This window comes from Pseudomonas sp. TH41, from assembly GCF_016650695.1.
GTDB lineage: Bacteria > Pseudomonadota > Gammaproteobacteria > Pseudomonadales > Pseudomonadaceae > Aquipseudomonas.
Genome location: NZ_JAEKFH010000005.1, coordinates 894,187 through 918,096 on the forward strand (window position 1 = coordinate 894,187; position 23,910 = coordinate 918,096).

The 23,910-nt window shown below is 58.4% G+C and carries 25 protein-coding genes; 13 read left to right on the top strand and 12 right to left on the bottom strand.

What is annotated here, in order from left to right:
• Positions 1-9 precede the first annotated feature (9 nt).
• Positions 10-1,569, bottom strand: coding sequence for a sigma-54-dependent transcriptional regulator (locus JFU37_RS22545; protein WP_201118971.1), 1,560 nt, complete (start codon positions 1,567-1,569; stop codon positions 10-12).
• Positions 1,570-1,971: 402 nt separating this feature from the next.
• Between JFU37_RS22545 and phhA the strand changes: the two genes are divergently transcribed.
• From phhA to JFU37_RS22570, 6 genes are all read left to right on the top strand, one after another.
• Positions 1,972-2,763, top strand: a complete 792-nt coding sequence (gene phhA, locus JFU37_RS22550) for a phenylalanine 4-monooxygenase (RefSeq protein ID WP_059407586.1) — start codon at positions 1,972-1,974, stop codon at positions 2,761-2,763.
• A 104-nt stretch (positions 2,764-2,867) separates the two neighbouring features.
• Positions 2,868-3,224: a 4a-hydroxytetrahydrobiopterin dehydratase gene (locus tag JFU37_RS22555; protein WP_150785005.1), complete on the top strand. Its 357-nt coding sequence runs from the start codon at positions 2,868-2,870 to the stop codon at positions 3,222-3,224.
• Positions 3,224-4,417: an amino acid aminotransferase gene (locus JFU37_RS22560; RefSeq protein WP_207201689.1), complete on the top strand. Its 1,194-nt coding sequence runs from the start codon at positions 3,224-3,226 to the stop codon at positions 4,415-4,417. Before JFU37_RS22555 ends, JFU37_RS22560 begins: the two co-directional genes overlap by 1 nt.
• 244 nt (positions 4,418-4,661) lie before the next feature.
• A complete protein-coding gene (locus tag JFU37_RS31045) occupies positions 4,662-4,793 on the top strand; it encodes a hypothetical protein (protein ID WP_274609954.1) in 132 nt (43 codons plus the stop codon).
• Positions 4,794-4,869: 76 nt separating this feature from the next.
• Positions 4,870-5,052, top strand: coding sequence for a hypothetical protein (locus tag JFU37_RS22565; RefSeq protein ID WP_201119506.1), 183 nt, complete (start codon positions 4,870-4,872; stop codon positions 5,050-5,052).
• Positions 5,053-5,156: 104 nt separating this feature from the next.
• Positions 5,157-6,356: an MFS transporter gene (locus JFU37_RS22570; protein ID WP_201118973.1), complete on the top strand. Its 1,200-nt coding sequence runs from the start codon at positions 5,157-5,159 to the stop codon at positions 6,354-6,356.
• Here the strand turns inward: JFU37_RS22570 and arfB are convergent.
• The 9 genes from arfB to JFU37_RS22615 form a co-directional block, all read right to left on the bottom strand.
• The gene (arfB, locus tag JFU37_RS22575) at positions 6,353-6,766 is read right to left on the bottom strand and encodes an alternative ribosome rescue aminoacyl-tRNA hydrolase ArfB (protein WP_008010994.1); all 414 of its coding nucleotides are present in this window, start codon (positions 6,764-6,766) and stop codon (positions 6,353-6,355) included. The two genes, JFU37_RS22570 and arfB, sit on opposite strands and share 4 nt — an antisense overlap.
• 744 nt (positions 6,767-7,510) lie before the next feature.
• Positions 7,511-8,200: a DUF4225 domain-containing protein gene (locus tag JFU37_RS22580; protein ID WP_242485792.1), complete on the bottom strand. Its 690-nt coding sequence runs from the start codon at positions 8,198-8,200 to the stop codon at positions 7,511-7,513.
• On the bottom strand, positions 8,193-8,693 hold the full coding sequence (locus JFU37_RS22585; RefSeq protein ID WP_201118978.1) for an Hcp family type VI secretion system effector: 501 nt from the start codon (positions 8,691-8,693) through the stop codon (positions 8,193-8,195). Before JFU37_RS22585 ends, JFU37_RS22580 begins: the two co-directional genes overlap by 8 nt.
• 231 nt (positions 8,694-8,924) lie before the next feature.
• Positions 8,925-10,346 carry an amino acid permease gene (locus JFU37_RS22590; RefSeq protein WP_201118981.1) on the bottom strand — a complete coding sequence of 474 codons (1,422 nt, stop codon included), beginning with the start codon at positions 10,344-10,346 and terminating at the stop codon, positions 8,925-8,927.
• 767 nt (positions 10,347-11,113) lie between these two features.
• Positions 11,114-12,412 (bottom strand): 23S rRNA pseudouridine(2605) synthase RluB, encoded by a 1,299-nt coding sequence (gene rluB / locus JFU37_RS22595; RefSeq protein WP_201118983.1) that lies wholly within the window; start codon positions 12,410-12,412, stop codon positions 11,114-11,116.
• A gap of 339 nt (positions 12,413-12,751) precedes the next feature.
• Positions 12,752-13,732, bottom strand: a complete 981-nt coding sequence (gene scpB / locus JFU37_RS22600) for an SMC-Scp complex subunit ScpB (protein ID WP_201118985.1) — start codon at positions 13,730-13,732, stop codon at positions 12,752-12,754.
• Between the two features lie 11 nt (positions 13,733-13,743).
• Entirely contained in the window at positions 13,744-14,502 is a 759-nt protein-coding gene (locus tag JFU37_RS22605; protein WP_201119507.1) for a segregation and condensation protein A, read from the bottom strand.
• A 60-nt stretch (positions 14,503-14,562) separates the two neighbouring features.
• Positions 14,563-15,192: an L-threonylcarbamoyladenylate synthase gene (locus tag JFU37_RS22610; protein WP_201118995.1), complete on the bottom strand. Its 630-nt coding sequence runs from the start codon at positions 15,190-15,192 to the stop codon at positions 14,563-14,565.
• 13 nt (positions 15,193-15,205) lie between these two features.
• Positions 15,206-16,069, bottom strand: a complete 864-nt coding sequence (locus JFU37_RS22615; RefSeq protein ID WP_201118998.1) for a PHP domain-containing protein — start codon at positions 16,067-16,069, stop codon at positions 15,206-15,208.
• A gap of 87 nt (positions 16,070-16,156) precedes the next feature.
• Here JFU37_RS22615 and JFU37_RS22620 point away from each other — a divergent pair, with 87 nt between their 5' ends.
• The 6 genes from JFU37_RS22620 (at position 16,157) to JFU37_RS22645 (ending at position 20,615) form a co-directional block, all read left to right on the top strand.
• Positions 16,157-16,753, top strand: a complete 597-nt coding sequence (locus JFU37_RS22620; RefSeq protein ID WP_201119000.1) for a septation protein A — start codon at positions 16,157-16,159, stop codon at positions 16,751-16,753.
• Position 16,754: 1 nt separating this feature from the next.
• Positions 16,755-17,054 (top strand): YciI family protein, encoded by a 300-nt coding sequence (locus JFU37_RS22625; RefSeq protein WP_008156126.1) that lies wholly within the window; start codon positions 16,755-16,757, stop codon positions 17,052-17,054.
• 110 nt (positions 17,055-17,164) lie between these two features.
• Positions 17,165-17,578, top strand: coding sequence for a translation initiation factor 2 (locus tag JFU37_RS22630; RefSeq protein ID WP_201119002.1), 414 nt, complete (start codon positions 17,165-17,167; stop codon positions 17,576-17,578).
• Between the two features lie 7 nt (positions 17,579-17,585).
• Positions 17,586-18,263 carry a response regulator transcription factor gene (locus JFU37_RS22635; RefSeq protein WP_201119004.1) on the top strand — a complete coding sequence of 226 codons (678 nt, stop codon included), beginning with the start codon at positions 17,586-17,588 and terminating at the stop codon, positions 18,261-18,263.
• Between the two features lie 360 nt (positions 18,264-18,623).
• The gene (locus JFU37_RS22640) at positions 18,624-19,073 is read left to right on the top strand and encodes a Spy/CpxP family protein refolding chaperone (RefSeq protein WP_201119007.1); all 450 of its coding nucleotides are present in this window, start codon (positions 18,624-18,626) and stop codon (positions 19,071-19,073) included.
• 201 nt (positions 19,074-19,274) lie between these two features.
• A complete protein-coding gene (locus JFU37_RS22645; protein ID WP_201119009.1) occupies positions 19,275-20,615 on the top strand; it encodes an ATP-binding protein in 1,341 nt (446 codons plus the stop codon).
• 109 nt (positions 20,616-20,724) lie between these two features.
• Here JFU37_RS22645 and JFU37_RS22650 read toward each other — a convergent pair whose 3' ends face one another.
• Positions 20,725-21,291 carry an NAD(P)H nitroreductase gene (locus JFU37_RS22650; protein ID WP_201119011.1) on the bottom strand — a complete coding sequence of 189 codons (567 nt, stop codon included), beginning with the start codon at positions 21,289-21,291 and terminating at the stop codon, positions 20,725-20,727.
• Positions 21,292-21,413: 122 nt separating this feature from the next.
• On the opposite strand from JFU37_RS22650, the gene JFU37_RS22655 reads away from it, so the two are divergent.
• Positions 21,414-22,868 carry a TrkH family potassium uptake protein gene (locus JFU37_RS22655; protein WP_201119013.1) on the top strand — a complete coding sequence of 485 codons (1,455 nt, stop codon included), beginning with the start codon at positions 21,414-21,416 and terminating at the stop codon, positions 22,866-22,868.
• Here JFU37_RS22655 and JFU37_RS22660 read toward each other — a convergent pair.
• Positions 22,825-23,886 carry an AraC family transcriptional regulator gene (locus tag JFU37_RS22660; protein WP_201119015.1) on the bottom strand — a complete coding sequence of 354 codons (1,062 nt, stop codon included), beginning with the start codon at positions 23,884-23,886 and terminating at the stop codon, positions 22,825-22,827. The two genes, JFU37_RS22655 and JFU37_RS22660, sit on opposite strands and share 44 nt — an antisense overlap.
• Between the last annotated feature and the right edge of the window lie 24 nt (positions 23,887-23,910).

The window sequence follows — 23,910 nt, forward strand, 5'->3', positions numbered from 1 at the left end:
TTTTGATCTTCAGCTGTTATCTTTTCCGACTTCATATTCACGCAACTTGTTGGCAATGGTGGTATGCGAAACCCCCAATCGCTTACCCAATTGGCGACTGCTGGGGTGCTCCGAATACAAACGCTCCAGCACAGCCTTCTCGAATCGCCCGACGATCGCATCCAGCCCGCCCTCGAGCGAAAAATCGCCAAGGGGCTGACGCACGCCGTAGTCCGGCAAGCGAATATGCTCCGCCTTGACGGTCCCGCCGTCGCACAGGGAAACCGCCTGGAACAGCACGTTCTCCAGCTGCCGCACATTGCCCGGCCAATGGTAGTGACTGAGCCGCTCCATCGCCGCCGGCGCCAGCTTCGGCAGTGGACAACCGATCTGCCGACTGGCCTGGTCGAGGAAGTGCTCCACCAGCGGCGTCAAACCATCGAGGCATTCACGCAACGGCGGAATGTGCAACGACAGCACGTTCAAGCGGTGATACAAATCCTGGCGAAACTCCCCGCGCGCGCACAATTCGGAAAGATCGACCTGCGTCGCGCAGATCACTCGCACATCGAGATAGACCTCTTCATCACTGCCCACGCGACGGAAGCATCCGTCCTGCAGGAAGCGCAGCAATTTCACCTGCAAGCGCGGGCTCATTTCCCCAACACCATCGAGAAACAGCGTACCGCCGGCCGTCAGCTCCAGCAGCCCGAGCTTGCCCTCGGCCCGCGCCCCTTCGAAGGCACCGGGGCCGTAGCCAAACAACTCGGTCTCGGCCATGGATTCCGGCAGGCCGGCGCAATTCAGCGCCATCAATGGCGACTGCCCGCGCGGACTTGCCAGGTGGCAGGCTCGCGCCAGCAACTCTTTGCCGGTGCCGGTTTCACCTTCTATCAATAGCGGCGCATCCAGCGGCGCCATGCGTCGAGCTTCGCGCACCACGGCGGCCATCACTTTCGAGCTTTGAAAGATGCTGTCGAACCCACGCAGTTCCTGCTTGCGCACGTTATAGATGCGCTCCCCCACCCGGTCAGCGCGGTGCAGCGTGAGGACCGCGCCGGCCATGGCTTCGCTGTCATCATGCTCCGACTGCAGCGGTGCGATATCGGCGAGAAACACGTCACCCTTGACCTTGACCCGCAGCCCGTTGATCCGCGATTTATTGGCGCGCACCAACTCCGGCAGGTCGAAATCCTCGGCGTACCGCGACAGCGGAATTCCCGGCACCTCGTCCACTCGCACGCCGAGCAACTGCGCCGCCGCGCGGTTAGCCGCGACGATGGAACCGCCCATGTCAATCGATAGCACCGGGAACTCCAAGGCGCCGAGCAGGGCATTGAGCTCCATGTGCCGACGTTCACTGGGCATAAGCCCTACACGCTTGACGCCAAAAACGCCCGCAATGGCTTCGAACTTCGGACGCAGCGCCTGGAACTGAATGTTGATCAGGTTCGGGCAGTGCAGGTAAATCGCGTTGCCATGCTCGCCCCCCACTTCGCCGCGAGCAACGTTGACCCCGTACTCCACCAGCAAGTTGAGAATGTCACGCAGGATGCCAATGCGGTTCTGGCAGTGGACTTTGATACGCATATAAAAGGCCCGAAAAAACGGTGAGTAAGGTTAATGCCAGACACAAAACCTGTGGGAGCGGGCTTGCTCGCGAAAGCGATCTGTCTGATACATCAATGTCGGATATGCCGACGCTTTCGCGAGCAAGCCCGCTCCCACACGGGAATTGCAGCGCCCTCGAAAGTATATTTTTGCCAAGCAGCTCAGTTAGTCGTCAAGATTATGTGACATGGATGAGCCTTTTCAAACCCGGAAACCCCAATACCTGCGCGTCAACCGACAAACGTAACGAAATCTTTACGAAAACCGAGGATTTTTCCTACGATCAATGAGGAACACCTGCTGCAACCTCGCCACGCTTGAGGTATTTCTAAGTCCATAGCAGGACATAACAAGAACGAAATCCCCTAGCAGGAGACCAGCATGAAGCAGACGCAATACGTGGCTCGCGAGCCCGATGCGCAAGGTTTTATCGACTACCCCGCCGAAGAACACGCGGTGTGGAACACGCTGATCACTCGCCAACTGAAAGTGATCGAAGGGCGTGCGTGCCAGGAATACCTGGACGGTATCGAAAAACTCGGTCTGCCCCACGACCGCATTCCGCAACTCGGTGAAATCAACAAAGTCCTTGGTGAAACCACCGGCTGGCAAGTTGCCCGAGTCCCGGCACTGATTCCTTTCCAGACCTTTTTTGAATTGCTCGCCAATAAGCAGTTTCCCGTGGCGACGTTTATTCGTACCCGCGAAGAGCTGGACTACCTGCAAGAGCCGGACATTTTCCACGAGATCTTTGGCCACTGCCCGCTGCTGACCAATCCCTGGTTTGCCGAATTCACCCACACCTACGGCAAACTTGGCCTACAGGCTTCCAAGGAAGAACGCGTGTATCTGGCGCGTCTGTACTGGATGACCATCGAATTCGGCCTGGTGGATACCCCGCAAGGTCAGCGCATTTACGGTGGCGGTATCTTGTCCTCACCGAAAGAAACTGTTTATTGCCTGTCGGACGAACCGGAACACCAGGCCTTCGACCCGCTGGAATGCATGCGTACGCCTTACCGCATCGACATCCTGCAACCGCTGTACTTTGTCCTGCCGAACCTGAAGCGCCTGTTCGACCTGGCACACGAAGACATCATGGGCATGGTCAAGCAAGGTATGCAGCTGGGCTTGCATGCACCAAAATTTCCGCCAAAACCAAAAGCTGCGTGATCCGCAGCTTTTAGAATCAAGTGAGCCTGTCAGGAACCGACGCTTTGGTTTAGCGTGGTGACACTGACGGCCGATTTCCAATAATTCGATTTCAGGAACCCATCATGTCCACATTGAACCAAGCCCACTGCGAAGCCTGCCAGGCCGGCGCCCCTCAAGTCAGCGACGAAGAGCTGCCGGTCCTGATCAAGCAGATCCCTGACTGGAACATCGAAGTTCGCGATGGCGTGATGCAGCTGGAAAAAATTTTCCTGTTCAAGAACTTCAAACACGCGCTGGCGTTCACCAATGCCGTCGGTGAAATATCCGAGGCCGAAGGTCATCACCCTGGGCTGCTGACCGAGTGGGGCAAAGTCACCGTGACCTGGTGGAGCCATTCCATCAAGGGCCTGCACCGCAACGACTTCATCATGGCCGCGCGCACTGACGAAGTGGCCAAGGATGCCGAGGGCCGTAAATAATGCATTTCGACGCCATCGGCCGGGTACCCGGCGACCCGATCCTCGGTCTGATGGAGGCCTATGCGCAGGACCCTAATCCGCGCAAGTTCGACCTCGGCGTGGGCGTCTACAAAGACGCCCAGGGCCTGACACCGATTCCTCAAGCGGTGAAACTCGCCGAGGCGCGCCTGGTGGATCGACAGACCACCAAGACCTACATCGGCGGTCACGGCGAAACGGCGTTCGGCAAGGTTATCAATGAGCTGGTGCTGGGCGCCGATTCGACGCTGATTGCCGAACAACGCGCCGGCGTCACCCAGACCCCGGGCGGCACTGGCGCGTTGCGCTTGAGCGCGGATTTCATCGCGCAATGCCTGCCCGGCCGTGGCGTATGGTTGAGCAATCCGACCTGGCCGATTCACGAAACCATCTTCGCGGCAGCCGGGGTCAAGGTCAGTCATTACCCGTATGTGGGCAGTGACAACCGTCTCGACGTCGACGCGATGCTGGCGGTGCTCAATGAAGTGCCAACGGGCGATGTGGTGCTGCTGCACGCCTGCTGTCATAACCCGACCGGTTTCGATCTGTCCCATGACGACTGGCGCCGAGTGCTGGAGGTGGTACGTCGCCGTGATCTGCTGCCGCTGATCGACTTCGCTTATCAGGGCTTCGGTGACGGTCTGGAACAGGACGCCTGGTCGACCCGGCTCTTCGCCGCCGAACTGCCGGAAGTGTTGATCACCAGCTCCTGCTCGAAAAACTTCGGGTTGTACCGGGACCGCACTGGCGCGCTGATTGTCTGCGCGACAACCGCCGACAAACTGGTGGATATCCGCAGCCAACTGGCCAACATCGCGCGCAATCTGTGGTCGACGCCGCCGGACCACGGTGCTGCCGTGGTAGCGACCATCCTGGGCGATCCGGAGCTGAAAAGCCTCTGGGCCGATGAAGTGGAAGCCATGCGCTTGCGTATCGCCCAATTGCGCAGTGGCTTGGTGGAAGCCCTTGAGCCTCACGGTTTGCGCGAGCGCTTTGCGCACATTGGCGTGCAACGCGGGATGTTTTCCTACACCGGTTTGACGCCGGAGCAGGTAAAAAACCTGCGCGACAACCACAGCGTCTACATGGTCGGCACTGGCCGGGCGAACGTGGCGGGGATTGATGCGACGCGTCTGGATCTGTTGGCCGAAGCCATTGCTGAAGTCTGTAAATAACCATCAATCGCCCCCCTCCTGTAGGAGCGAGCTTGCTCGCGATGGTGTGTCAGTCGAATGAACTTTGCCTGACACTCCATCGCGAGCAAGCTCGCTCCTACATTGACCTGTCTAGACAACCCCATCCGTCGTAACAAATGGATATAAAAGTCTATTTGTCATTCCTCGTGCTGTATCCTTCCCAGGCTTTTTTAAAAGCGCGGATCTACCAGATCTATCAACAGACTTTGCGAGGAGCGCGAACATGCACGAGATTCCTAATCTCCCCTTCCCAAGCCTGCACAAAACTGAGCAGACACCCACGCACCAAGCCGGCGCCCAACAGCCCGAGCCGAAAGAAGGCACTGACAGTCGCAAGGCTGACAGGGAAGACTGAAACACCTGCAATGCCAGACCGTGTGGAAAGCGCTAACATGCGCTTTCCACACCGCCTGAACCCCGAGCCCCGCCCCATGACCGATGAATTCAGCGACACCCAGGCCAGCGTCCTGATCGGCACCGCCGAAAAGATGATCGAGCTCTGGAATCGCCTCTCCCCCGAAAAACAAGCCGCCCTGCTGGCCCGTTTCGGCAGCGAAGAAAACGCCTTGGCCGCCCTGGTCACGACGCAACTGGTCGCCCCCGCCAAGCCCTGAACCACCGCCGCCCGGCAAATAGTTTTACTTTTTCACGCCCCACGACCGCTCGCGCCGTTATCATAAGCAGCCTATCTATCCTGCTTTCCCGTGGACCTTTACCCATGCCTGAAAACCAGCGCCCCCTGACGGTCACGCTGCAAGTCGTATCCATCGTTCTGTTCACTTTTATTGGCTACCTGAATATCGGCATTCCCCTCGCCGTACTGCCGGGCTATGTCCACAGCGACCTGGGCTTCGGCGCAGTCATCGCCGGATTAGTGATCAGCGTGCAATACCTGGCCACCCTGCTCAGCCGTCCCTATGCCGGGAAAATAATCGACAACAAGGGCAGCAAGCTGGCGGTGATGTATGGCCTCGCCGGCTGTGGTTTGAGCGGTGTGTTCATGTTGATTTCGGCCTGGACTCAGAGCCTGCCAACCTTGAGCCTGATCAGCCTGTTGGTGGGTCGTTTGGTGCTCGGCAGCGCAGAAAGCCTGGTGGGTTCGGGCTCGATCGGCTGGGGCATTGGCCGGGTCGGCGCGGCGCACACCGCCAAAGTCATCTCGTGGAACGGCATCGCCAGTTATGGCGCGCTGGCGGTCGGGGCACCGTTTGGGGTGCTGCTGGTCAGCCAACTGGGCTTGTGGAGCATGGGCGTGAGCATTGTGCTGTTGGCCGTCCTTGGGCTGGCGCTGGCCTGGCCTAAAACCGCCGCGCCGATTGTGGTCGGTGAACGCCTGCCGTTCATGCACGTGCTCGGGCGAGTACTGCCGCATGGATGCGGACTGGCGCTGGGCTCCATTGGGTTTGGCACCATCGCCACCTTCATCACCCTGTATTACGCCACTCAGCATTGGTCCAACGCGGTGCTGTGCCTGAGCCTGTTTGGTGCCAGCTTCATTGGTGCGCGATTGTTGTTCGGCAACCTGATCAACCGCCTCGGCGGCTTTCGTGTGGCAATTGCGTGCCTGTCGGTGGAGACGCTGGGACTATTGTTGTTGTGGCTGGCGCCAGATGCCCATTGGGCGCTGGCAGGTGCGGCGCTCAGCGGCTTCGGGTTCTCGCTGGTGTTCCCGGCACTGGGCGTCGAAGCGGTCAACCTGGTACCAGCCTCCAGTCGTGGTGCGGCGGTCGGGGCCTATTCGCTGTTTATCGATTTGTCGCTGGGGATTACCGGGCCGGTGGCAGGTGCGATTGCAGCAGGTTTCGGCTTTGCCTCGATCTTCCTGTTTGCTGCCTTCGCCGCTTTAAGCGGATTGATGCTGAGCGTTTATCTGTACCGGCAGGCCCCCAAGTATCGCGAAGAAAGAAACGCGCGTTAAAAATCGACCTTGCCGCGTCCGGCCTTGATGCTGCCGCGCTTGGTCTTTGATTCCAGCCGACGCTTCTTCGAACCGAGGGTCGGCTTGGTTGGACGACGCTTCTTCTCGACCTTGGTGGCGCTGAGGATCAACTCGGTCAGCCGCTCCAGCGCATCGGCGCGATTGGCTTCCTGCGTCCGGTATTGCTGGGCCTTGATGATCAACACGCCTTCGCTGGTGATGCGACTGTCCCGCAGCGCCAGCAGCCGTTCCTTGTAGAACTCGGGCAACGACGAGGCCGGAATGTCGAAGCGCAAGTGCACAGCACTGGAGACCTTGTTGACGTTCTGCCCGCCGGCGCCTTGGGCGCGGATGGCCGTCAATTCGATCTCGGCATCCGGCAGATGCACGTTGTTGGAAATCACCAGCATGGAAAGGGGTCCGGGTTCGGGGGCGTTCAGGATACCGCGAATAACATTCTGAATAGCACGTGATTACTGGAGCAGGCGAGATCAGGAAGGCGATGCCAGACGTTTCTTACAGTCTTCTCGGATTTACAATAGAGGAGTTGCTTTGTTTCGCAGGGCAATACTAATCTAAGGCTACACCTCAACGAATTATAAATTATCTTATGAACATTGAGAACATTCGATACCATTTGGCGGTAACCTGTTTGGTTTTGGGTTGTTCAATTCCGATTATGGGAGCGGTTGTCTGGCTCATCACCGCGATTTTCCCACTAAAGAATTGTTACTTAAATATTGCCTACGTAGCAACGTATATCCCTATCGCAATATTTGGCATGCAGTTCTACCTTCCAAGACTACGTGGCTGGACATAACGACAGCAATGCAAAATTACATCACCATTACTCATGTGCATGCCGAATTTTCCTATCTGGGAATCCTATTTCTGCAACTTAAAATATAAAGGACACAATGGCATTGACTCTCGAAAACCTCCGCTACAATTTAGCTGTAACTTGCTTAGTACTTGGTTGCTCCGGTTTACCTGCAGCAATTGTTGTTTTGTGCATAACTCAAATAATTCCACTGGAGGGGAAGCACCTGAACATTACCTACTTAATAATTTACGTAACCATCGCTATTTTTGGCTTGCGATTCTACATTCCGAGATTGCGTGGCTTAACGTAGATAAAAAATGATACTCACCTGTCATTCACTTCGATATTCATCTTGAAGCAGTGTATTCAGTGTAAAAAAATCCACCATCGCTTCTAGAGACAAAGCCAATTTCCCCATTTGCCGATAAGCCTTTTCATGAGTAATTGGGTCATATCTAAACAATTCGAACGAGCCACGCTTTGGCACTTGCCTGAATATTCCGTACCCGGATAAATACAAGTCTATAGAGTAATAAATCGTACTCCCTAGATGATCATCTTTCAGCGCGCTTTGATAAATGTATCTAACAGGCCCGATCGTACCTGGCATGCCGGGGCCGTGGTATAAATTTCCCGCCCCCTCATAGATATTATTAGCACCGTGGGCGATTAAAAGTCCGCCTGGTATTGCGCCAACGCCTCCGGGCATTGCAATAGCCGAAAAGCCCGTTCGAACTTGCATGACGCCCGCCGCCACACCGATGCCGTTCTGCAGGTAAAAACGCGCCTTCGACGATAACTCTTCGTACTCGCTTCTGAGCTCCTGAACCCCTTGCCACGCAGTAATTAGCCCCTCATCGACGGCTTGAATGACCTCATTGGCGCAGGCAGAAATAATCGAACTAAATCGTAACCGTGTAACACCGTCCGGCAAATGTATCATGCCAATATTGCATCCAACCGCTACCAGATCAGAAGCAGCCCTGGTCACGTCATGAATATCGCACGAAGTTTCATTCATCCTCATTTGCCCACGTACTGTATGCACTTGTCGCCCCAGGAACATGCGCCCAAGCAATATCCCTATAACGAATAGCCACCTGTTCTTGGGGCTCTGCATCGTTCATACGAATAGCGTGAGGGACTTGCAGGCCGATATACGCTATACGCGCACCGGTGAGATGTATTGAATAATATCGTTCTTGCCCTCCAGTAGAGGCTGTTCGGTAAAAATTTATTATGCACTCCACTTCTTCACGCTCATGCAATGCGCTCGCTAGCAGGGGCGATGATTTATCGACAGCCTTGGTGATCGTGACTGGCATGTGCTTGCCGCGACCTCCTGCCATGCTGCCATCAATACCTGCCAACATATCGTGCGAGTATGCCAATACCATGATTTCATCCTGGTGGCCGGTTTGGCATTTGTTACCGATAGAACTATGACCGGAGCAACCAGCAGATATTAACCCTTGCCGTTTCCCGGTAATACTCATGTAGCTGTGACTGGCCATACATGCCGCTCCTTAATTTAATCGGAGCGCCAGACTATGACAAAACGTAATAGCCAAGTTGTAGGCCGTTTCCGAACTTACGAACCGCCCTCTATTTTTTACAAAGTTCAGAAATCACTGTAGGAGACAGCGACCATCATGTAGGAACAGGACCTCAGAGCAATCGCAAAGTCAGGCATCAAAAACAACAAACCCGGCACATGGCCGGGTTTGTTGTTTCTACGTTAGGCATTACTTCACGGTAGAACCTGCAGCCTGCAACACCTGCTGCGCACTACGCTTGTTCTTGATGCCATAGCAAACCCACATGAACGCCACCCACACCGGAATCGCGTACACCGAGATCTGGATCCCCGGAATCAGCAGCATCACGCAAAGGATGAACACCACGAACGCCAGGCAGATGTAGTTCCCGTACGGGTACCACAGCGCCTTGAACAGTGGCGTCTGTTTGGTCTTGTTCATGTGCTGGCGGAACTTGAAGTGGGAGAAGCTGATCATCGCCCAGTTGATCACCAGGGTAGCCACCACCAGCGACATCAACAGTTCCAGCGCGTTTTGCGGGATCAGGTAGTTCAGCAACACCGCGATCAGCGTCACTGCCGCCGAGGCGAGGATCGAACGCACCGGCACGCCGCGCTTGTCGATCTTCGACAAGGCTTTCGGCGCATCCCCCTGCTCGGCCATGCCCAGCAGCATGCGGCTGTTGCAGTAGGTGCCACTGTTGTACACCGACAACGCCGCGGTCAGCACCACGAAGTTGAGGATGTGCGCAGCGGTGTTGCTGCCGAGCATTGAGAACACTTGTACGAACGGGCTGCCGCTGTAGGAATCGCCTGATGCATTCAGGGTGGCCAGCAGGCTGTCCCATGGCGTCAGCGACAGCAGAATGACCAGCGCACCGATGTAGAAAATCAGGATCCGGTAGATCACTTGATTGATGGCTTTCGGGATCACGGTTTTCGGCTTATCGGCTTCAGCGGCAGTGAAACCGAGCATTTCCAGGCCGCCAAAGGAGAACATGATGATCGCCATGGCCATCACCAGACCGCTGACCCCGTTCGGGAAGAAGCCACCGTGGGACCACAGGTTGGAGACCGACGCTTGCGGGCCGCCGTGACCGCTCACCAGCAGGTAGCTGCCAAGGGCAATCATGCCGACGATTGCCACGACCTTGATGATCGCGAACCAGAACTCGGCCTCACCGAAGACTTTTACGTTGGCCAGGTTGATCAGGTTGATCACGACGAAGAACACGGCTGCCGAGACCCAGGTCGGAATGTCCGGCGCCCAGTAGTGGATGTATTTGCCGACCGCGGTCAGCTCCGACATGCCCACCAGAATGTACAGAATCCAGCAGTTCCAGCCTGACAGGAAGCCGGCAAAACCGCCCCAGTATTTATGCGCGAAGTGGCTGAAAGAACCGGCCACCGGCTCTTCGACGATCATTTCGCCCAACTGGCGCATGATCATGAAGGCTATGAAGCCGCAAATGGCGTAGCCGAGGATCATCGACGGGCCAGCGGATTTCAGGACGCCCGCCGAGCCCAGAAACAACCCGGTGCCAATCGCGCCACCGAGGGCGATCAGTTGAATATGGCGATTTTTCAGGCCGCGCTTCAGCTCGCCTGAATGCGAGTTTTGTCCACTCATGAAAAGGGTCTCACGTTCAGCGTATTTACAACGGTCATGCGTCACCTGTTTGTTTTTATCTGTGACGAAATCGAACCCGACACGCTCGTGACGCGCCGGAGTGAACAAGGCGGATAGCCTTGAGGTTTGCGTAGGTACGCAGGAGGTCACAGGGAAAACGCGGCGCATTGTACACCTGTAACCCCCTGCTGCCAGACATCACTGATCAGTGTGCTGGAAGCCGGGATTGCCTGTGTCCGCCTCGACGTTCTCGGGCGGCTGCAAAAATAGGGTCAGACCTTTGCGGGTCTTCGACGGGAACGACGGAATAATCGCCCCACAGAGAGAAGTAAAAATGAGTGACGGCGTTCATTGCGCCTCCTTGTTGTTATTCACCTGCACGACAGGCATGGCGCGCATAACACCCTGCGGAAGGCGATGAAACAAGCGGACCAGAGCGCTGGAGGGAGTCCGGAAAGGTAATGGCCGTAAGTATTTTCTTACAGTGTTTGAGGGGATGACGGTTTCACTTGGCCAATCAGCGGACTTCGTCAAACTTTCGTTACATGCCGTAACGTCGGCATTCCAACCTGGATAGCGCAGCGCCGCGCCTGACGCCTTCGCGAGCAAGCCCGCTCCCACAGGTGACCGAGTTCTTTGGGTAAATGCGATCAAGTGTGGGAGCGGGCTTGCTCGCGAAGGGGCCCTCAAAAACAACACAGAACTGAAGCCAGAACAAAAAAAAACGCCAACACAAAGGTTGGCGTTTTTTAGGTACCGCTTACCGATTACTCAGGCTTGCGACGACCAAAGCCCGGACGCTGGCCCGAACCGGCTGGCGCACCACGGCGTTTGCCCGATGGCGCATCCTTGTTGACCAGAACGATGCCTGGGCGTTTCTTCGCCGGCGCCTTGGCCGGGCGCTTGGTGTCGGCCGGACGGTCTGCCACTGGCGTACCGCGACTCGAGTCACCGCGAGACTCACCGCGACCGGCTGGAGCACCGCGATCGCTACGACCACCAGACGGAGCACCACGGCCTTCGCCACGCTCGGTGCGACCGTTGGCCGGACGTGGCGTGCGTGGACCGCGCTCGCCATCAGCGCGTGGCGCTGCTGGTTTGCGGGCTGGACGCTCGCCTTCGATTTGCGGTTCACGGGAGTCACGCGGTGTAGCAGCGGTCTGGTTACCGATGGCTGGACGCAACGAACGCACGCGCTCGGTCTTGCCCATTGGACGCGACGATTTACGCTGCATGCGATCAAGCTTGTCTTTGCTCTTGGCGTTCATCTGCGGCATGGCCACAGGCGTCAGGCCCACTTCAGCACTTAGAATGTCGACTTCGTACTGGCTCATTTCGCGCCAGCGGCCCATCGGCAGGTCGGAGTTGAGGAATACCGGACCGAAACGCACACGTTTCAGACGGCTGACCACCAGGCCCTGGGATTCCCACAGACGACGAACTTCGCGGTTGCGACCTTCCATCACCACGCAGTGGTACCAGTGGTTGAAACCTTCGCCACCGGGTGCTTGCTTGATGTCGGTGAACTTGGCCGGGCCGTCTTCGAGGACGACGCCTGCTTTCAGACGCTCGATCATCTCGTCGTCAACTTCGCCACGGACACGTACCGCGTATTCACGGTCCATTTCGTAGGAAGGGTGCATCAGGCGGTTAGCCAACTCACCGTCAGTGGTGAACATCAGCAAACCGGTGGTGTTGATGTCGAGACGACCGATGTTGATCCAGCGACCTTCTTTCGGGCGCGGCATCTTGTCGAAAACGGTCGGACGGCCTTCCGGATCAAGACGGGTGCAGATTTCACCATCGGGTTTGTTGTACATGATCACGCGGCGTACCGACTCGGCGGCTTCTTCGCGCTTGATCACCTTGCCATCAATGGTGATGGCGTCGTGCATATCGACGCGCTGCCCGAGGGTGGCGTCTTTGCCATTGACCTTGATGCGGCCGTGGCTGATCCAGGCTTCTACGTCACGGCGCGAGCCGACGCCGATACGGGCGAGGACTTTCTGCAGTTTTTCGCCTGCTGGGCCGATTTCCTGGTCGTCTTTCTGGTCGTTGATACTCATCTGGGCACCTCCCGGTGTGGTCTGTTCAGGCAGCTCTGAAGTGAGGGTCCTGAAGAGTTGAAAGCTGGACCTCGGGCGAAGGGATCGCCGGAGGGTCGCGAATCATACGCTCATGGGAGCGTTCGCGCATCAGAGACTAGCTGATGAATGGAGACTTACCGGGATTTCCGCCGACCGGTGGCGCCGAGTTTGACCCACTGTAGGAGCGAGCTTGCTCCGGGCGGCGTTCCGACGATGGTATTTCAGTCGACTACAACGTTGCCTGACATACCATCGTCGGAACGCCGCCCGGAGCAAGCTCGCTCCTACAGTGATTTTTCAGTGCCCACTGGATTTGGGTCAATCGTCGAATTCGCGGCGTTCGGCCTCGATTGCTTCGGCCAAGGCCCGGGCTTCGGCTTCTTCGTCGGTCAACTCGGGCTCGGGCTTGTGTTGTTCAAGGGCGGCAACAGCGGCCAGGAGCTTTTCCCGTGCTTCGGCGACACCCAGCACGTCTTCTTCCAGCTCCTGTTCGATGTCGGCTTTGGGTTCGACCTGCTGTTCAACTTCGATTTCCGGCTCCGGCTCCGGCTGTACCAAATCCTCTTCGGTCTGGGTCAACTCGCCATCGCGCAGGATATCGTCGAAATCGGTCTTGAGCCCCTCTTCCATGGTGTCCAGTTCCAGCAACAGCGTATGGAAACTGGTTTCCTCCTTGGGCTCCTCGGGCTCGGCGCTGGCATCGGCCAGTTCCTGCAGACCGGCCGGCACCGGCGCGTCGTCGAAGTCGAGCACCGGATCGGGCTCCAACTCACGCAAATCGGCCAGCGGAGGCAGGTCATCGAGATTTTTCAGGTTGAAGTGATCGAGAAAGGCCTTGGTGGTCGCAAACATCGCCGGCTTACCGGGGACGTCGCGATAACCAACGATGCGAATCCACTCACGCTCCAGCAAGGTTTTGACAATGTGACTGTTAACCGCCACACCGCGCACATCTTCGATCTCGCCACGTGTGATCGGCTGGCGATAAGCGATCAGGGCCATGGTTTCGAGCATGGCGCGCGAGTAACGCTGCGGACGCTCTTCCCACAAGCGTCCTACCCACGGAGAGAACTTTTCGCGGATTTGCAGGCGATAGCCGGAAGCGACTTCCTTCAGTTCAAAGGCACGGCCATCGCAGGACTTGGCGAGAATCGTCAGCGCTTTCTTGAAGACCGGCGGTTCTGGCCGTTCGCCCTCTTCGAAGAGTTCGAACAGGCGTTCCAGGGATTGCGGTTTTCCCGAGGCCAACAGAAAGGCTTCAAGCAGGGGCGCCAGCTCGCGGGGTTCAGTCAGGTTCATGATTCAACTCGTTATTCGGCTCGGGCTCGCACGTGGATCGCCGCGAACGGCTCATTCTGCACCAGCTCGACCAAAGATTCCTTGACCAGTTCGAGGACTGCCATAAAGGTCACCACAACCCCCAGACGTCCTTCTTCAGCGGTGAACAGTTCGACGAAGGGCACAAAGCCGCCGCCCTTGAGCCGTTCCAGCACATCGCTCATGCGTTCACGCGTGGACAGCGCCTCGCGGCTGACCTGGTGACTTTCAAACATGTCGCCACGGCGCAGGACCTCGGCCATGGACATCAATAATTCTTCCAGGCTCACGTCCGGCAACAGCTTACGCGCCCGAGCTTCCGGGGCATCCAGCTTCGGCACCACCACGTCACGGCCCACCCGGCTCAGGCCATCGATGCCTTCGGCAGCGGCCTTGAAGCGTTCGTATTCCTGCAAGCGGCGGATCAACTCGGCGCGCGGGTCGTCTTCTTCGGCTTCGATGGTTTCGGCTCGCGGCAGCAGCATCCGCGATTTGATCTCGGCCAGCATTGCGGCCATTACCAGGTATTCGGCGGCCAACTCCAGGCGCACCGACTGCATCAACTCGACATAACCCATGTACTGACGGGTAATTTCCGCCACAGGAATGTCGAGGATGTTGATGTTCTGTTTGCGGATCAGGTACAGCAGCAGGTCGAGGGGGCCTTCGAAGGCTTCGAGAAAGACTTCAAGGGCATCCGGCGGGATGTACAGGTCCAGCGGCATTTCCATGACCGCCTGGCCATAGACCATGGCGAAGGGCAGCTCTTGCTGGGCTCCGGCCTGACTGTCGACGGGTTCTACTGCGGACATCTACGCCTCAGCCATGAACGGCGTCGGGTCACCGCAACCGACGCGGATGACTTCCGGCTCGCCGTCGGCGAGGTTGATCACGGTGGACGCCTTGATCCCGCCGAAACCGCCGTCGATGATCAGTTCGACCTGATGCTCGAGCAACTGGCGCATTTCAAAAGGGTCGGTCAACGGGTCAGTGTCGCCGGGCATGATCAGGGTCACGCTCATCAACGGTTCGCCGAGTTCTTCCAGCAGCGCCAACGCGATCGGATGGCTTGGCACGCGCAGGCCGATGGTACGTTTTTTCGGGTGTAACAACAGCCGCGGGACTTCACGGGTGGCGTTGAGGATGAAGGTGTAAGGCCCCGGCAGGTGCGCCTTGAGCAGGCGGAAAGTGCCAGTGTCGATCTTGGCGAACAGCCCCAATTGCGACAGGTCGCTGCAAATCAGCGCGAAGTTGTGCTTTTCGTCCAGCTGTCTCAACCGGCGCACGCGCTCCACGGCATTCTTGTCGCCGATCTGGCAACCAATGGCGTAGGACGAGTCTGTGGGATAAATCACCACCCCGCCGTTGCGGATGATCTCGACAGCCTGTTTGATCAGGCGCGCTTGCGGGTTTTCCGGATGAATCTGGAAAAATTGACTCACATTCTCTACCTGTTCAGACGGCGGCAATAATTGGGTCATGTTTGAATCGACACCACAGTGGTGGCAGATCCTCCGGGAGCGGGCGGTATTCACCGATCTCGGACCAGCCTCCAGGTCCATGAAAATCACTGCCGGCGCTGACCAGCAGACCGAATTCGCGAGCAAGAATCGCCAGGCTGCCCACCTGTTCGGCAGGCTGATGGCCATTGACCACTTCGATGGCGTGGCCTCCCGCTTGAATATAGTCAGAAATCAGGCGACGGCGCTTGCTGCGAGTGAAATCGTAATGCCACGGATGCGCCAGGCTGACCCAGGCCTTCGCGGCCCGCAGGGTTTCAACCGTGTCTTCCAGGGTTGGCCAATGTTGCTTGACGTCACCCAACTTGCCGGCCCCCAGCCATTTGCGGAACGCTTCGGCGCGATCCTTGACGAAACCTTCGCGCACCATCCAGTCGGCGAAATGCGGACGGGCCGGCGCGTTGCCGCTGTCGCCCAGTTCCTGCTGGATTTTGCGTGCGCCGTCGAGCGCCCCCGGCATGCCTTTCAACGCCAACTTGCGGCTTATTTCTTCGGACCGTAGCCAGCGGCCATCGTGCAATTTTGCGATTGCCTCGACCAACGGTGCGGCATTGACATCAAATCCGTAGCCCAGCACATGAATGGTCGCGCCCCCCCAGGTACAGGACAACTCGACGCCGTTGACCAGTTGCATCCCCAGCGCCGTCGCAGCGAGACGGGCCTCATCGAGGCCTTCGAGGGTGTCGTGATCGGTCAAGGCCAGGACTTGCACGCCTTTCTCGAACGCACGCGCAACCAAAACTGCTGGCGCGAGAGCGCCATCGGAGGCCGTGCTATGGCAGTGCAAATCAACATTCACGGGGAAGTGTTACCTCAAATCAGCTGGCGCTATCGCGCGCCCATATGTTTGTTATTATGCCGCCACATCCTGCTTCTGGCTGCCACTGTGAAACAATTCATCGATTTCATCCCGCTTCTGCTGTTTTTCATTGTCTACAAGCTCGATCCACGGGTCGTCGACATCGCCGGTCATGAGTTGACTGTAGGCGGTATTTACAGCGCCACGGCGATGCTGATCATCAGCTCCCTCGTGGTGTACGGCACACTCTTCATCAAGCAGCGCAAGCTGGAGAAGAGCCAGTGGCTGACCCTCGTTGCCTGCCTGGTCTTTGGTAGCCTGACGCTGGCGTTCCACAGTGAGACTTTCCTCAAGTGGAAAGCCCCCGTGGTCAACTGGCTGTTCGCCCTGGCCTTCATCGGCAGCCACTTCGTCGGTGATCAATTGCTGATCAAGCGCATCATGGGCCACGCACTGACCCTGCCAGACATGGTCTGGAGCCGCCTGAACATCGCCTGGATTGCGTTTTTCCTGTTTTGCGGTGCCGCCAACCTGTTCGTCGCGTTCACGTTCCAGAGCTATTGGGTCGACTTCAAAGTCTTCGGCAGCCTGGGCATGACATTGCTGTTCCTGGTCGGCCAGGGCATCTACCTGTCCCGCCACCTGCACGACGCCGATACCACCACGCCAAAAACCGAGGACTGACATGCTTTACGCAATCATTGCCACAGACGTCGCCAACTCCCTGGAAGCCCGCCTGGCCGCCCGGCCTGCACACCTTGAGCGTCTGCAAGTGCTCAAAGGCGAAGGTCGCATCGTATTGGCCGGCCCACACCCGGCGGTCGACAGCAACGATCCGGGCGCTGCGGGTTTCACCGGCAGCCTGATCGTCGCCGAATTCGATTCCCTGAGCGCCGCCCAGGCCTGGGCCGACGCCGATCCGTACATCGCCGCAGGCGTCTACGCCAACGTTTCGGTCAAGCCGTTCAAGCAAGTCCTGCCCTAGTATCCTGTCTCGCGATGAACCTTGTTGGTTCATCGCGCTCTCAATCGCTCATTATTCTCGTTTGCCGGCCGACAACCTGCCCAATAATTCGATTGGAATCAGGAGTCGCGATGCGCAAGGGTCCGTTGTGTCTGATGTGGGTGACGTTGTCGATCATGGCTCCCGCCCACGGAGAAGAAAGCGCCAATAGCGGTGGTTCGACACCGCTGTCCTTGAGCGCCGGCAGCCAGATCACCGAGTTGCAGCAGCGCTTGAAGGTTAGCGAACAGCAACGAGAAGAACTGAGCAAACAACTGCAAAATACCGACGGTGAACGCGAGAGTGCTCAGTTGAGCCGGTTGCGCCAGGAGAATCAGCGCCTCAAGCTGCAACTCAAGGAAACCCAGGCCAGCAGTCCGCTGCCACGTCTGTTGACGGATCAGCAGCAGTGGTTCGTCATCGGCGCCGGAGTAGCGCTATTGGCCTTGCTCTGCGGTATCTTCGCCAGTGGTGCAAGTAGAAAACGTCGGCAATGGCTAAATTGAGTGAGTGATGAGCGAGCTGTTATTAATTGATGATGACCAGGAGCTGTGTGAGCTCCTGAGCAGTTGGTTGAGCCAGGAAGGTTTCCAGGTTCACGCCTGCCATGACGGCCAGAGCGCCCGTCGCGCACTGGCGCAAACTTCGCCGGCGGCCGTGGTGCTGGATGTGATGCTGCCAGACGGCAGCGGCCTGGAGCTGCTCAAGCAACTGCGCAGCGATCACCCGGACTTGCCAGTGCTGATGCTGTCGGCCCGCGGCGAACCGCTGGATCGCATCCTCGGCCTGGAGCTCGGCGCCGACGACTACCTGGCCAAACCCTGCGACCCACGGGAACTGACAGCCCGCCTGCGCGCGGTATTGCGCCGTAGCCATCCGGCGGCGGTGTCCAGCCAGATGGAACTGGGCGACCTGTGCTTCAGCCCGGTGCGCGGCGTGGTCAGTATCGATGAACAGGAATTCACCCTCACCGTCTCCGAAAGCCGACTGCTTGAAGCCTTGCTCAAGCAACCCGGCGAGCCGCTGGACAAACAGGAACTGGCGCAGATCGCCCTCGGCCGCAAGCTGACCCTGTACGACCGCAGTCTGGACATGCACGTCAGCAACCTGCGCAAAAAAATCGGCCCGCACCCCGACGGCCGCCCACGCATTGTTGCCCTGCGTAGCCGTGGTTACTACTACAGCCTCTGAAGCCGCACGATCCATACATGATCCGCCGAACACGGTAAATCCCTGTAGGAGCTGCCGCAGACTGCGATCTTTTGATCTTCAGCGATTCCAGCACCGCCGAAAATCAAGATCAAAAGATCGCAGCCTGCGGCAGCTCCTACAGGGACCGTATCGATTGGCGCAATGGCCAAGTCGGCGAGGGCCCCGTATAGATTGGCGCAATAGTCAGGTTGGCGAGGGACCGTGTAAATCAGCGGAATTGTCAGGTCGTTACCAAATCGTCTTTACCCAAGCTTTACGCTCCGCTGACCGCCGCTGACCTTGATCTCCGTAATCTGTACTCATCCGGAACGTACCGGGAACGAGACAAGGAGATTCACCATGCGCAAGACTCTTATCGCTCTGATGTTCGCTGCCGCCCTGCCGACCGTTGCCATGGCCATGCCTGAGGGTGCCGGCCCGATGGGTGGCTCGATGGACGGTTGGCACCACGGCGGTCAGATGCACGGCATGCACGGCAAAGGCCCGTACAGCCAGCTGGACCTGAGCCGCGAACAGCGTGAGCAGATCCGCAAAATCATGGGCGAGCAGATGCATGATCGCAAACAACTGGTCGAAAAATACCTGGAGAAACTCTCCCCGGCTGACCAGAAAGCCATGAAAGACGAAATGACCGCCAAGCATCAGAAAGCCGAAGCCGATGTCCGCGCCGTGCTGAAACCGGATCAACAGAAGAAATTCGACGAGATCCAGAAAAAACACGCAGAGCGTCGTGCCGAGTGGGCCGAGTTCAAGGCCTGGAAGGCGCAACAAGCGCAAAAAGCGCAATAATGCGCTGACCCTGGACCCAACGGCTAAACCCGTTGGGTCTGATACCACACAGCCTAATGTAGGAGCGAGCTTGCTCGCGATAGACGTCAACGATAACGCGCGGCATCAGGCAGCACGTTTCGTCCATTCGTTTTTCGTCGGAACGCCGCCCGGAGCAAGCTCGCTCCTACATTGGATTTTGTGTTTGTTTGAGGATTTTCTGTGCGCTCATTGTTCTGGCGTATTCTGGCCAGCTTCTGGCTGGCCATCGCCCTGGTAGCAGGGCTCTCTATTCTGCTCGGGCACATGCTCAACCAGGACGCGTGGATTCTCAGTCGCCACCCTGGACTCAACACCCTGGCCCAAGAGTGGACGCAAACCTATGAAGCCCAAGGCGAGGAAGCCGCCCAGGACATTCTCGAGCAGCGCAAACGCCAGTATCACATCGACGTTCAAGTCCTCAACGAGAGCGGCGACCCGGTGGTGCGCGGCACCTTTCCGCGCCGTGCGGCCGCCTTCGAAGCGCGCCAGAACAACGACGACCGTCGCCTGCCATGGCGTCGTCTGACCGCCGAGTACACCAGCGAAAAAACCGGCGAAACCTACCTGCTGATTTATCGCATTCCGCACCCGGAACTGGACGCATGGCATCGCGAAAGCTTGCTCTGGCCATTGAGTGCGCTGGGTATCGCATTGGTGGTACTGACCCTGTTCAGCTTGCTCGTGACCCTTTCCATCACGCGTCCCCTCAGCCGTTTGCGCGGTGCGGTGCACGATCTGGGGCAAACCACCTATCAGCAGAACAGTCTGGTAAAACTGGCGAACCGCCGCGATGAGTTCGGCGTGCTGGCCAACGATTTCAACCGTATGGGTGCGCGCCTGCAAAGCCTGATTGGCAGTCAGCGGCAATTGCTGCGGGATGTGTCCCACGAATTGCGCTCCCCTCTCGCTCGCCTGCGCATCGCGCTGGCATTGGCCGAACGGGCCAATCCTGAGGAACGGGCAAAACTCTGGCCGCGCCTCACTCGCGAATGTGACCGGCTCGAAGCATTGATCAGCGAAATCCTGGTACTGGCGCGGGTCGACGCCGACAATGCCAGCGCCGAAGACGTTGATCTGAATGCGTTGCTCAACACGCTGCAAAAGGATGCTCAGCTAGGTTCGCCAGAGCAAAACGTTCACCTTGATGCAGAATCGCACCTGAACCTTAAAGGCTGGCCGACAATGATCGAGCGCGCCGTGGACAACCTTCTGCGCAATGCTCAGAGGTTCAACCCGGTGGGGCAATCGATTGAGTTGCAGGCGGTACGTCAGAGTGAGCGGATTGTGGTCAGTGTGCGTGATCATGGGCCGGGGGTAGACGCCGCGCACTTGAATCAGCTGGGCGAACCGTTTTATCGCGCACCAGGGCAGACAGCGGCCGGGCATGGCCTGGGATTGGCGATTGCACGTCGTGCGGCGGAGCGGCATGGCGGGACGCTGGTATTGGCCAATCATCCGCAAGGCGGGTTTGTTGCGAGCCTGGAATTGCCCTTGGTGCCCGGAGCCGTGGTGCAACCTTAATCCCCCGTGGGAGCGGGCTTGCTCGCGAAGGCGGAGTGCCAGACGGCATCATCGTTGTCTGACACACCGCCTTCGCGAGCAAGCCCGCTCCCACATTTGATCGGCGGCGTCAGACGTTACCGGACCAGGCGCTGACAAACTCGGCCAGATCAACCTTCTCCGCCACGCGCGGCTCTTTCTGCGGCGTGCCCAGGTAAAGGAACGCGATCACCTCCTCCCCTTCCGCCAACCCCAACCCTTTGGCGACATGTGCCGAATACGCCAGCTCACCCGTACGCCATACCGCGCCAATGCCTTGCGCGTACGCCGCCAACAAAATCCCGTGGGCCGCACAGCCAGCCGCCAGCAATTGCTCGGACTTCGGGTATTTGGCGTGATCCTGCAAACGCGCGATCACCACCACGACCAGCGGCGCGCGCAATGGACCGTTGCGAGCCTTGTCCAGTGCCGCTTCGGTCACCTCGTTGTCTTGCAGTTTCGCAGCCTCGGCCAGCAACTCGCCCATTTGCTCACGCGCCGCGCCTTCGACTGTCAAAAAGCGCCACGGCTGCAAGTGGCCATGGTCCGGCGCACGCATCGCGGCGGCGAACAGCACCTCGCGTTGTTCGGCGGTGGGTGCTGGCTCCAGCAGTCGCGGAACGGAAACACGGTTGAGCAAAGCGTCGAGAGCCTGCATCGGCTACCTCCTGAAAAAATTGTCCGGCTATTCTAGCGGTATCCAGCACCGGCATGCCGGTTTACATGCCCCGCCCCGCAGGTAGAATGGCTCCCTTCCTCACTACAGCCCGAGCGGAACTCATGGCGTTGCCGACCATACGGATCATTGGTTTCATCATCGGCATCTTCCTGATAACCCTGGCCATCGCCATGGTCGTGCCCATGGCCACACTGGTGATCTTCGATCGCACCGGCGACCTGCCGTCGTTTCTCTGGGCCAGCATGATCACGTTTGTCGCCGGTTTGGCCCTGGTCATCCCCGGACGCCCCGAACACATTCACCTGCGCCCGCGAGACATGTACCTGCTGACCGTCAGCAGCTGGCTGGTGGTGTGCATTTTCGCCGCGCTGCCGTTCCTCTTGACCCAGCGCATCAGCTACACCGACTCGTTCTTCGAAAGCATGTCCGGCATCACGGCCACCGGTTCCACCGTGCTCAGCGGCCTGGACACCATGTCTCCCGGCATCCTGATTTGGCGCTCCTTGCTGCACTGGATCGGAGGCATCGGCTTTATCGGCATGGCGGTCGCGATTCTGCCACTGCTGCGCATCGGTGGCATGCGGCTGTTTCAGACCGAGTCGTCGGACCGTTCCGAAAAGGTCATGCCCCGTTCGCACATGGTGGCGCGCTTGATCGTGGCGGCCTATGTTGGCATTACCATTTTCGGCAGCCTCGCACTGTGGTGGGCGGGCATGAGCCCGTTCGATGCGATCAATCACGCAATGTCAGCGATTTCCACCGGCGGTTTTTCCACCTCCGACCAGTCCCTGGCCAAGTGGACACAACCGGCGGTGCACTGGGTGGCGATTGTCATCATGATTCTCGGCAGCCTGCCATTCACCTTGTACGTAGCGACCTTGCGCGGCAACCGTCGAGCATTGATCAAGGACCAGCAGGTCCAGGGTTTGCTCGGCATGTTGCTGGTGACGTGGCTGGTGCTGGGCACCTGGTACTGGTGGACGACCAAGCTGCACTGGTTGGACGCATTGCGCCACGTGGCGCTGAACGTGACTTCGGTAGTCACGACCACAGGTTTCGCACTGGGGGACTACAGCCTGTGGGGCAATTTCTCGCTGATGTTGTTCTTCTATCTGGGCTTTGTGGGGGGCTGCTCGGGTTCGACCGCCGGCGGGATCAAGATATTCCGCTTCCAGGTCGCTTACATTCTGCTCAAGGCCAACCTTAACCAGTTGATTCACCCGCGCGCGGTGATCAAGCAGAAGTACAACGGTCACCGTCTCGATGAAGAGATTGTGCGTTCGATCCTGACGTTTTCGTTCTTCTTCGCCATCACCATCTGCGTGATCGCGCTGCTGCTGTCGCTGCTCGGCGTGGACTGGATGACCGCCCTCACGGGCGCGGCCAGTACCGTGTCCGGCGTCGGTCCGGGACTGGGCGAGACCATTGGCCCGGCCGGTAACTTCGCCACCCTGCCGGATGCCGCCAAGTGGATTCTGTCGTTCGGCATGTTGCTGGGCCGACTGGAGATCATCACGGTGTTTGTGCTGTGTATTCCGGCGTTCTGGCGTCACTGACCAGCGCAGGCGCCGCCAACAGCCGCGCCCGGTATTCGCCGGGAGTGGCGTCGAACCAGCGGCGGAAGGCGCGGAAAAAGTTGCTCGGATCGGCGAACCCCAACAGGTAGGCGATTTCCAGCAGCGTCATGTTCGGTTGCGCCAGGTATTGCTCAGCCAATTCCCGTCGGGTGTCGTCCAGCAACGTCTGAAAACTCGTGCCTTCTTCCTGCAAACGACGCTGCAAGGTGCGTTGCGACAGATGCAGCGTCTGTGCCACGGTATCGCGCTTGGGCTCGCCCTGGGGCAGCAAACGGCACAGCACCTGGCGCGCCTTGTGGGTCACGCGGGACTCGGAAAACCGGGCCAGGTATTCGCCAGCGAAGCGGTCATGCAGCAGCGCCATCGCCTCGTTGGCAGTCGGCAGCGGCGCTTCCATGTCTGCGCGTTCGAAAATCAGCGCATCGTAAGGCGCGTTGAACAGCAACGGCGCATGGAACGCTTGCTTGTAGGGTTCAAGATTGGCGGGCTGATCGCCCTGCACCAGCACCTTGCGCGGCTGCAGGGTGCGCCCGGTCAACCAGCCGCACAGCGCCAACGCACAGGCCAGTGAGGCCTCGGCACTCTGCCGGGTCGGCGGCAGGTGATCGCCATGCACCGTCAAAATCAGCGCATAGCCCTCCTCCAACAGCCGGAAACTCAGGTCAGCACTTTCGGCAATGATCCGTTGATAACGCACCAGTCGCTGAAAGCCTTCGGCCAGCGTCTGGCTGGACATCAAGGCGTAACCCGCCACATGAAAAGAGGCCGGTCGCACCACTTTGCCCATGTTCAGGCCAATCGCCGGATTGCCGGACAGCTCGACCGCGCGCTGCCAGAGTCGCGTCATGGAATCTTGCGGGAAGCGCGCATCCGGATCATCCAGTGACGCATAGTCGAGCCCCAGCTGATTGAACAGAACCCGGCAATCCAGGCCGTCCATCTCCAGTGCTTTGACAATCCCCATCGCCCAGCTTGCAGAAGTCGTTCGTTCGCTCATGGCGTTTACTGTCTTGATGAGCCG

What these genes read in the sequence shown, in the direction of transcription:
- JFU37_RS22580 (WP_242485792.1), bottom strand. Translation starts at nt 8,200, where the DNA reads ATGAATGAAACTTCGTGCGATATTCATGACGTGACCAGGGCTGCTTCT.
- JFU37_RS22605 (WP_201119507.1), bottom strand. Translation starts at nt 14,502, where the DNA reads ATGGTCTATGGCCAGGCGGTCATGGAAATGCCGCTGGACCTGTACATC.
- JFU37_RS22640 (WP_201119007.1), top strand. Translation starts at nt 18,624, where the DNA reads ATGCGCAAGACTCTTATCGCTCTGATGTTCGCTGCCGCCCTGCCGACC.
- JFU37_RS22570 (WP_201118973.1), top strand. Translation starts at nt 5,157, where the DNA reads ATGCCTGAAAACCAGCGCCCCCTGACGGTCACGCTGCAAGTCGTATCC.
- JFU37_RS22585 (WP_201118978.1), bottom strand. Translation starts at nt 8,693, where the DNA reads ATGGCCAGTCACAGCTACATGAGTATTACCGGGAAACGGCAAGGGTTA.
- JFU37_RS22655 (WP_201119013.1), top strand. Translation starts at nt 21,414, where the DNA reads ATGGCGTTGCCGACCATACGGATCATTGGTTTCATCATCGGCATCTTC.
- JFU37_RS22555 (WP_150785005.1), top strand. Translation starts at nt 2,868, where the DNA reads ATGTCCACATTGAACCAAGCCCACTGCGAAGCCTGCCAGGCCGGCGCC.
- JFU37_RS22625 (WP_008156126.1), top strand. Translation starts at nt 16,755, where the DNA reads ATGCTTTACGCAATCATTGCCACAGACGTCGCCAACTCCCTGGAAGCC.
- JFU37_RS22650 (WP_201119011.1), bottom strand. Translation starts at nt 21,291, where the DNA reads ATGCAGGCTCTCGACGCTTTGCTCAACCGTGTTTCCGTTCCGCGACTG.
- JFU37_RS22660 (WP_201119015.1), bottom strand. Translation starts at nt 23,886, where the DNA reads ATGAGCGAACGAACGACTTCTGCAAGCTGGGCGATGGGGATTGTCAAA.
- JFU37_RS22565 (WP_201119506.1), top strand. Translation starts at nt 4,870, where the DNA reads ATGACCGATGAATTCAGCGACACCCAGGCCAGCGTCCTGATCGGCACC.
- arfB (WP_008010994.1), bottom strand. Translation starts at nt 6,766, where the DNA reads ATGCTGGTGATTTCCAACAACGTGCATCTGCCGGATGCCGAGATCGAA.
- JFU37_RS22560 (WP_207201689.1), top strand. Translation starts at nt 3,224, where the DNA reads ATGCATTTCGACGCCATCGGCCGGGTACCCGGCGACCCGATCCTCGGT.
- JFU37_RS22635 (WP_201119004.1), top strand. Translation starts at nt 17,586, where the DNA reads ATGAGCGAGCTGTTATTAATTGATGATGACCAGGAGCTGTGTGAGCTC.
- JFU37_RS22590 (WP_201118981.1), bottom strand. Translation starts at nt 10,346, where the DNA reads ATGAGTGGACAAAACTCGCATTCAGGCGAGCTGAAGCGCGGCCTGAAA.
- JFU37_RS22545 (WP_201118971.1), bottom strand. Translation starts at nt 1,569, where the DNA reads ATGCGTATCAAAGTCCACTGCCAGAACCGCATTGGCATCCTGCGTGAC.
- JFU37_RS22630 (WP_201119002.1), top strand. Translation starts at nt 17,165, where the DNA reads ATGCGCAAGGGTCCGTTGTGTCTGATGTGGGTGACGTTGTCGATCATG.
- phhA (WP_059407586.1), top strand. Translation starts at nt 1,972, where the DNA reads ATGAAGCAGACGCAATACGTGGCTCGCGAGCCCGATGCGCAAGGTTTT.
- JFU37_RS31045 (WP_274609954.1), top strand. Translation starts at nt 4,662, where the DNA reads ATGCACGAGATTCCTAATCTCCCCTTCCCAAGCCTGCACAAAACTGAG.
- scpB (WP_201118985.1), bottom strand. Translation starts at nt 13,732, where the DNA reads ATGAACCTGACTGAACCCCGCGAGCTGGCGCCCCTGCTTGAAGCCTTT.
- rluB (WP_201118983.1), bottom strand. Translation starts at nt 12,412, where the DNA reads ATGAGTATCAACGACCAGAAAGACGACCAGGAAATCGGCCCAGCAGGC.